This window comes from Rheinheimera sp. UJ51, from assembly GCF_020819615.1.
In the GTDB taxonomy this organism is placed as follows: Bacteria; Pseudomonadota; Gammaproteobacteria; order Enterobacterales; family Alteromonadaceae; genus Alishewanella; species Alishewanella maricola.
Map to the genome: position 1 here is coordinate 1 of NZ_JAJHOG010000027.1, position 8,327 is coordinate 8,327.

Annotated in this window: 8 protein-coding genes; 3 read left to right on the forward strand and 5 right to left on the reverse strand. The window is 43.9% G+C overall.

Translation table 11 applies throughout. The features are described from left to right. Window positions 1-148: 148 nt before the first annotated feature. Window positions 149-634 carry a sigma D regulator gene (gene rsd / locus LMJ53_RS16815; RefSeq protein ID WP_229588535.1) on the reverse strand — a complete coding sequence of 162 codons (486 nt, stop codon included), beginning with the start codon at window positions 632-634 and terminating at the stop codon, window positions 149-151. Between the two features lie 151 nt (window positions 635-785). Here rsd and nudC point away from each other — a divergent pair, with 151 nt between their 5' ends. Then, on the forward strand, window positions 786-1,583 hold the full coding sequence (nudC, locus tag LMJ53_RS16820) for an NAD(+) diphosphatase (RefSeq protein ID WP_229588537.1): 798 nt from the start codon (window positions 786-788) through the stop codon (window positions 1,581-1,583). A gap of 258 nt (window positions 1,584-1,841) precedes the next feature. Further along, window positions 1,842-2,912 (forward strand): uroporphyrinogen decarboxylase, encoded by a 1,071-nt coding sequence (gene hemE / locus LMJ53_RS16825; RefSeq protein ID WP_229588539.1) that lies wholly within the window; start codon window positions 1,842-1,844, stop codon window positions 2,910-2,912. Window positions 2,913-2,958: 46 nt separating this feature from the next. On the opposite strand, the gene sthA is transcribed toward hemE, so the two are convergent. Both sthA and LMJ53_RS16835 read right to left on the reverse strand, forming a co-directional pair. Beyond that, a complete protein-coding gene (gene sthA, locus LMJ53_RS16830; RefSeq protein ID WP_229588541.1) occupies window positions 2,959-4,380 on the reverse strand; it encodes a Si-specific NAD(P)(+) transhydrogenase in 1,422 nt (473 codons plus the stop codon). Between the two features lie 103 nt (window positions 4,381-4,483). After that, on the reverse strand, window positions 4,484-5,602 hold the full coding sequence (locus tag LMJ53_RS16835) for a fatty acid desaturase (protein ID WP_229588543.1): 1,119 nt from the start codon (window positions 5,600-5,602) through the stop codon (window positions 4,484-4,486). A 99-nt stretch (window positions 5,603-5,701) separates the two neighbouring features. On the opposite strand from LMJ53_RS16835, the gene fabR reads away from it, so the two are divergent. Then, window positions 5,702-6,310 carry an HTH-type transcriptional repressor FabR gene (gene fabR, locus LMJ53_RS16840; RefSeq protein WP_226751284.1) on the forward strand — a complete coding sequence of 203 codons (609 nt, stop codon included), beginning with the start codon at window positions 5,702-5,704 and terminating at the stop codon, window positions 6,308-6,310. Here the strand turns inward: fabR and trmA are convergent. After that, on the reverse strand, window positions 6,307-7,401 hold the full coding sequence (trmA, locus tag LMJ53_RS16845) for a tRNA (uridine(54)-C5)-methyltransferase TrmA (protein ID WP_229588545.1): 1,095 nt from the start codon (window positions 7,399-7,401) through the stop codon (window positions 6,307-6,309). The two genes, fabR and trmA, sit on opposite strands and share 4 nt — an antisense overlap. A 126-nt stretch (window positions 7,402-7,527) precedes the next feature. Further along, on the reverse strand, window positions 7,528-8,019 hold the full coding sequence (locus LMJ53_RS16850) for an RNA recognition motif domain-containing protein (protein ID WP_229588546.1): 492 nt from the start codon (window positions 8,017-8,019) through the stop codon (window positions 7,528-7,530). Window positions 8,020-8,327: the final 308 nt, after the last annotated feature.

Consider the following 8,327-nt stretch of genomic DNA (forward strand, 5'->3'; position numbering starts at 1 on the left):
ACGGTTTCCAGCGCTTGGCTAATATGCATAAAAAAAGCCTACAGAGTTCATTCTGTAGGCCTTTATATACCAACCACTGGATCGGTCAACCGATCTGAAAAGTTCTTAACTGATCGGCATTAGCTTTAAGCCGCTTTTTTTATGGTATTCAAACTGCGGTGGTATTATCCGCGTGTCTAATATAAAGCGTTTCAATCAGTTTATCTTCTAGCTCAAAGCGCTCTTCTAAAGCTTGGCCTAAAGCCGACAATTCGATATCAAAACTGCCACTGTTACGTGTGCTTAAATGCTCGGCATATTTATCGTTAAACTCTAACGATAAGTCAGTAGAAACAGCAATCTTTGGATATAAGCTATCTGCTAGTCTACGGCTGTCGGTACCATTAACGGCACATTGTGTAACAATTCGTTCGTAAACCTCAAAGTGACCCGCCGATAAGTAGTCCATCAATAGTTGACAAAACTCTCTAATTTTTTCTTGTGAAGGCATGGTATGACGATCTTTTTCAAAAGGTGGCAAACCAGCCAAGCGGCAATAGCAAACAATAATTTGCTGTCTTTCTTCTAGCCAATTATCGATGGCTGTTAGGCTACCGCCCCACTTTTGTTGTGCTTGCTGTACGCGGGTGTACATTAGCTTCTCCTTAGATGCAGTTACGTTTCTGCATTACTGCCAAATTAAAAGAATTCCATAGCAAAGATCAACCGTTTTTTTATTGGTCTGCTCAGTAACTACCAGTATGATAGCTGCAACATAGCATAGTAGCGCGCGGAATAACCCACTAATGATCAAACACAGTGTTGTATTATCAGCAAAAGAGCAAGCGTATTGGTTTATTGTGAACCAAGGCCGGGTATTTTTATCAGCTGAGGGCACACTGCCTTTTGGTGGTCAAAGTGACTTACCCATAGCCAGCCAAGGCACACAGATTTGTTGGATCGGCGAATATCAGCAACATCCCTGTTATTTAATGGTGTTTGATGATCAGGCAACCGATGAAACGCAGTGGCATTCAGCCCGCGTTTTTTTAACGCAAGGTGAGGCGTTATTTCAATTAGCGGCCAGAGCCACGCAAGTCGCACTGTTTTTACAAACACATCGCTTTTGCGGGCAATGTGGTAGCGCCATGCATTTGGTCAATTGGGAATTAGCCAGCTTATGCCATAAGTGCGGTCATCGTTGTTATCCTCGGATTGCACCTTGTGTATTAGTGGCGATCGTCAATGAAGGCAAAATCTTGCTGGCGCGCTCCAGTCGGCATAAAGCGGGTTTCTTTTCGGTGCTAGCTGGTTTTGTTGAGTCAGCCGAAACCTTAGAGCAAGCCGCTATACGTGAAGTAAAAGAAGAAGTGGGCGTTGATATTACGGATTTGCAGTATGTGGGGAGTCAGCCCTGGCCATTTCCGCATTCTCTGATGACTGGTTTTTTAGCCCAGTACGCTGGCGGGGAGATTGTTTGTCAACCGCATGAAATTGAAGAGGCGTATTGGTGTGAGTTGGATAAGTTGCCACAAACGCCAGGTATTGAAACCTTATCAGGGCAACTCATTGCTCTAGCACAGCAGCGCTATGGCAGAAAATAAAAAAGCCACAAAATGTGGCTTCAATGGGGAAAGCATGGTCTCGTATAATCGAGCTTCGTATTTGTTGTTTCTTGACTAGCGCAGAGATTTTATAGCAGATAGCGAGCAGCGATACAAGCCTATATGACAAAATAATGAACCTTAGCTGAATATATCGTGAATTTTAGTACGGCCTTAACGCAGCAATTCCGACCAGAGCATAGAGCTTCGGGCGCTTAGCTGTTAAAATATCGCAACTATTAGCACAGCGGAAAAGTTATGCAATTAAAAAATGATCGTTACCTCAGAGCGCTAATGCGTCAACCTGTCGACCAAACGCCTATTTGGATGATGCGCCAAGCCGGCCGTTATTTACCTGAATATCGCGCCACGCGTAGCGTAGCAGGTGACTTTATGTCGCTGTGCAAAAACCCAGAATTGGCTTGTGAAGTGACAATGCAGCCATTACGCCGTTATCCCTTAGATGCGGCTATTTTGTTCAGTGATATTTTAACGATCCCAGATGCGATGGGTTTAGGATTAACGTTTGGTGTCGGTGAAGGCCCTCGTTTTAGTAAACCGATCCGTGACTTTATGGACGTGGTGCATTTACCTATTCCTGATCCTGAGCAAGAGCTGCGTTATGTGATGGATGCCGTTCGTACTATTCGTCGCGAACTGAACGGCAGTGTGCCCTTGATTGGTTTTTCAGGTAGCCCATGGACTTTGGCAACCTACATGGTTGAGGGTAGTGGTAGCAAGACGTTTAGTATCATTAAAAAGATGATGTACAGCGAGCCAGAGATCCTGCACATGTTATTGGATAAGCTGGCGCAAAGTGTCATTTTATACCTGAATGCGCAAATTGCTGCAGGTGCGCAAGCACTGATGATTTTTGATACCTGGGGTGGAATATTAACACCACGCGATTACAAAGAGTTTTCATTAAGCTATATGCAAACGATCGTCAATGGCCTAACAAGAGAAGCTGACGGTCGTAAAGTGCCGGTCACCTTGTTCACCAAAAACGGTGGTCAATGGCTTGAGACCATGGCAGCGACCGGTTGTGATGGTTTAGGTTTAGATTGGACCACGGATATTGGTCAGGCTCGTGCGCGAGTCGGTGATAAGGTTGCGCTACAGGGTAATATGGATCCTTCCGTTCTGTTAGGTAGCCCAGAGCGGATCCGGCAAGAAGTGCAAACCATTCTAGATAGTTATGGCCAAGGCACCGGACATGTATTTAATCTAGGTCATGGAATTACCCCAGATGTGAATCCTGAACATGCCGGTATTTTTATCGAAGCCGTACAAGATTTAAGCCGTACTTACCATCTGCAAACAGAGTAGCTATTAGCGTAAGTAAAAAAAGCAGCACTGGTGCTGCTTTTTTCGTTTAGAACAACCGGTTTAAACCGTTGAGTGCGGCTACCCGATAGGCTTCTGCCATGGTCGGATAGTTAAAGGTCGTATGCACAAAGTAATTGAGGTTATTACCGCCATTTTTTTGCATCATAATAGCTTGGCCGATGTGCACAATTTCTGCTGCCCGCTCGCCAAAGCAATGGATCCCTAAGATTTCCAACGTATCACGATGAAATAACAGTTTCAGGCTACCGACATTGGTATTAGCAATTTGCGCCCGTGCCAGGTGTTTGAATTGAGCTCTGCCCACCTCGTACGGAATTTTCGCCGCCGTTAACTCTTGCTCGGTTTTACCAACTGAAGACATCTCAGGGATGGTGTAAATACCTGCAGGGATATCCGCAATCAAATGCCCATCTAAGTTACCTTTTACAATAGCTTCACCGGCTAAACGACCTTGATCGTAGGCAGCACTGGCTAAACTTGGGTAACCAATGACATCGCCGACGGCATAAATATTGTCGATACTGGTTTGATATTGTTTAGTGACTTTTAGTAAGCCACGGCTATCTGCTTCTAACCCCACATTCTTTAATGACAGCGTATCGGTATTACCAGTACGGCCATTAGCAAATAGGAAACAGTCGGCTTTCATCTTTTTGCCCGACTGTAAATGCAAGATAACGCCATCATCGGTGCCTTCGATATGAGAAAACTCTTCACCGTGGCGGATGGTCATGCCTGAATTCCAGAAATGGTAACTGAGAGAATCAGATATTTCGGCATCCATAAAAGATAACAAACGGTCACGGGTATTCACCAAATCGACACGCACGCCAAGGCCGCGGAAAATGGAGGCATATTCACAACCGATCACACCAGCACCAAAGATAATGATATGCCGTGGATCATGCTGTAACGATAAGATAGTGTCGCTGTCATAAATACGCGGATGACTAAAATCAACATGCGGTGGTCGATAAGGGCGTGAACCACAAGCAATAACAATCGTTTCTGCGCTAATCACATAGTGACTACCGTCAGTTTGAGTGACTTGAATATGGTGGTTATCAATAAAGTGCGCTTCGCCTTGATGCATTTTGACCATGTTGCGATCATAAAAGCCCGCACGCAGTCTTACTTGTTTCCGGATCACGCCAGCGGCATGTTTCAGAATTTGCGAAAATGTCAGGTTTTTTACCTGCTCTTCCATTTGGAACAGTGGGTTTTCATTAAACTCAATCAGTCGGCTAACCGAATGGCGCAATGCTTTAGAGGGGATAGTGCCCCAGTGGGTACAGCCGCCCCCTACTGAAGAGTAACGCTCGATGGCAGCCACCGATTTACCACTTTTGGCTAAATACATGGCAGCACCTTCGCCGCCAGGCCCTGTGCCAATTACAATGGCATCATAGTCATATTTAGGTTTTTTATTTGCCGATTTTGCTGTCACTAGCTAAATTCTCACACCGTTCTACTGTATAAATTAGCATAACAGGTATCAGAGACAAAAAAAGAGGCAAAGCCTCTTTTTTAAATGTGAGCGGGTGGATCCCTTATTGAAATGCCGCCGTTAAGCGTTGCCAATGATTTTGCTGCTGCTGCAAGTGCTCTTTTAATTCTTGATAACGCTGGGCAAACTCTGAAGCATTGTATTGGTTAACCAAAGCAGCACGACGTTGTTGCAGTAAGTCTTTTTTCAGCTGATAGTAAGCTTGCAACTTAACCATTAACAGTTGGTATTCCTGTTCGAGTAATTGCAATAGCTGTTCTGAGTTGGGCAGTAACATGGCTTTTTGTTGTGCACGTTTTAATTGCATTTTCGCAACAGCTTGAGCGATACGATCTTCGGGCACGGTGCGTAAATTCCAAGTTAACTTTAACCAGGAACAGCTTTTGATCAACCATTTAGTTGGGTCAAACTGCCACCAACGAATACCGTTGCGATAATCGTATTCAAAAATGTGGTGATAGTTATGATAACCCTCACCGTAAGTTAAAAAAGCAAGAATGCCATTATCACGCGCGCTGTTTTGATCGGTATAAGTTTGCTTGCCCCAGATGTGCGCTAGCGAGTTAATAAAGAAAGTAAAATGATGGCTTAATACTAAACGTAACACACCCACACTTAATAACATGCCCCACATATTGCCAAAAATAAGGCCAAGTAATACAGGCACCCCAATATTGGTGAGTAAGGCCAATGCTAAATAGTGCTTATGTTGAAAAGCTAAGATCGGGTTTTTCTGCAGATCACGGACATTATTATAGTTGTTATAAGTGTCGCCTTGATAATCGCGTAGCATCCAACCAATATGGCTGTACCAAAAGCCTTTGCCTGCCGAATAGGGATCTTTGTCATTATCATCAACATGCCGGTGATGATCTCGATGATCTGACGCCCAATGGATCACACTGTTTTGCAGAGCAAATGCGCCACCGATAGCAAAAATCCATTGCAAAACAGGATGCGCATCATAGGTTTTATGCGACCATAAACGGTGATAGCCGGCGGTGATAGCGATACCACAATAACCCATACATAAGATCATGGCGATAATTTCTACTGCCGTAAAGCCAACAGTCAAGGCATAATAGGGGGCCGCGATAGCGGCAACTAAGAAACTAGAACTAAATAACAGTACATTAGTCCAGATAATTGGATTTTTTTTCATGGGACCACACTTTGAGCTTACAACTGTTCGCTAATTTACCGAGCAGCTGCGGGCAGGTCAAGGTAAATCGGTTCGATTACACCAAGATTGGGATGTATCGTGAGCAGAGCAGAACAAAAAGAACGAACCCGCCAAGCCATCATTAATGCGGCGTTTTCACAGTTAAGTGCGGAAAAAAGTTTCGCGAGTTTAAGCTTACGTGAAGTGGCGCGTGAAGCCGGAATTGCACCCACATCTTTTTATCGGCATTTCTCAGATATGGATGAATTAGGGCTAACTCTGGTTGACGAAGCGGGTTTAATGCTCAGGCAACTCATGCGCCAAGCACGGCTTCGCATTGAGAATAATGGCAGTGTTATTAGTACTTCAGTTGAAACCTTTATGGAGTTTGTGACTGAAAACAGTAACGTATTTCGTTTATTACTGCGTGAGCGTTCTGGTACCTCGGCGGCATTTCGGGCAGCGGTAGCACGAGAGATCCAACACTTTTCCGCTGAGTTAGCGCATTATCTTCGTAAGCAAACCGAATGTACGGTTGAGCAAGCACAGTTACAGGCCGATGCCATGGTGACATTAGTGTTCCATACTGGCGCAGATGCCTTAGATGCTCCAACCGAACAATGTCGACAGTTAACACGACGCACCATTTTGCAATTACGCTGGCTGGCGCATGGCGCAGCCAGTTATGGTCGAAAACCAACGGACTAGCTTGGCAACCGTTTTAACCACACTCCGGTTTCAATATGATGGGTATAAGGGAACTGATCAAACATCGCCACTTTTTGTAATTGATGGGTCTTTTGTAAAAAGGCGAGATTATCGGCCAGTGTCTCAGGGTTACATGAGATATATAGGATATCGTCAAAACGACTGACTAACGCTAAGGTGGCAGGATCTAAGCCCGCGCGCGGTGGATCAACTAATACCGTATTCAACACTAAATTTTTCAAATCTAGCTGTTTTAGAGTTGTCCCTTCCGCTAAGGCAGCTGCAACATCTTCAGCCGACATTTGCAACACTTGTAGATTGTCGATCTTATTCAGCGCAATATTAAATTCGGCTGACTTAATAGAACTTCGAGCCAACTCGGTAGCAACCACTTGATTAAAATGTCGAGCAAGAGCTAAAGAAAAATTGCCATTACCACAATACAGTTCGAGTAAATCACCGTTAAGTTCTGCAGCAACACTCGCAGCCCATTGCAACATCTGTTGGTTAACACCGGCATTAGGTTGCGTAAAGCTCCCCTCGACTTGTTGATAATGCAAAGGTTGCTGGTCAACATTAAAAGTCTCGGTAACGTAATCTTCGCTGAGTACCACTTTTTGTTTACGCGAACGGCCAATAACTTTGATCTTATAATCAGTCGACAAGCTAGCGACTAATTGTTCCGCAGCTAATTGCCATGTTTCATCTAGCTTTCTTTTATAAATCAGGCTCACGAGTAATTCACCCGTAGACGTCGCTAAATAATCGGCCTGATAAAGTTTATATCGTAATTCATGGTTAAATTGGATCTGCTTTAATAGTACTGGCATAAAGTCAGCTATTAGCGTGCAGGCAACAGGGAAGTAATCAATTCTGACGGGCTGGCGCGTTTCTGGATCAAACATCGCATGATAGATGTCATCGCCATTGTGCCAAATACGAAACTCTGCGCGTTGCCGAAAATGACTGACAGCAGATCGAAATAACTGTAAAGGGGCAGTGTCATCGAGTTGCAATAACTGAGTAAGGCGTTCTGCCTTTTCAGTTAATTGTGTTTCATATAAAGCGGGGAATACTTGACCTATCGACATGAGACTCTCTATTACTAGCATTTAAACAGGCATTTTACGTGTTTTTGCTAGCAGAGCCAATGCGCAACAAGCAAACCTGGCACAGCACCACATTATTAGTACAGAGCCAGGTCAACTTTTAAAAGATTATTCAGCAGCTTGGTTTTCATCATCCTGACGATCACGAGCTTCACGAACTTTTAATGTGCGTTCTTGAAATTCGAAGTCGTTTAATTTGCCAATCATGTTGTTCGCATCGGTAGCCGCAACTTCAACAAAGCCAAAACCACGACGGCGACCAGTTTGACGATCTTTCATCAAACGCACATTGATAACCGTACCAAAACGGCCAAACAGTTCCTTAACTGCATCTTCATTAGCACGGTACGGTAAGTTACCTACATATAAAGTGGCGGTATCGCCTTGAAAGCCTTCGGCCGAAACGGGATTGTTGACTGCCTGAGATTGTGCAGTGGGTTTTTTAACATCAACTAAGATAGGTACTAAGATACCGCATGCGAGTACGCCAGCAACAAAAGTCAAAGCAGTAGACATAGATGAAGCTAAATAGAAAAGGACAAAGGCGATAACAGCGAGGGCCAGAGTATAAGGTAAGGTGTTTCTTAAAGTGGGTGACATAGTAAATTCCTGCAGATAAATGAAAAAAGGATTCTTGTAATAAAAGCATAGACATCTTAACGATTATTTTATGAACAGCCAACAGAAATAATGCATCTAATGCCTTACTATTTGGTACAAAAATAATCAAAATGAGCTTTTATTGAGCTCTTAGCATTAAACGAGTTATTTTTTACAAAAAAGCACTTGCAGGATATTTAAAAGGTCCTATAATGCGCGCCATGCCACGGGGGATGCGGCGAACGAGAGTTCAGCGAAACCTGAGGTGATAAAGCGAAGTTGCAAAAATCTTTAAAAAAGACGCTTGA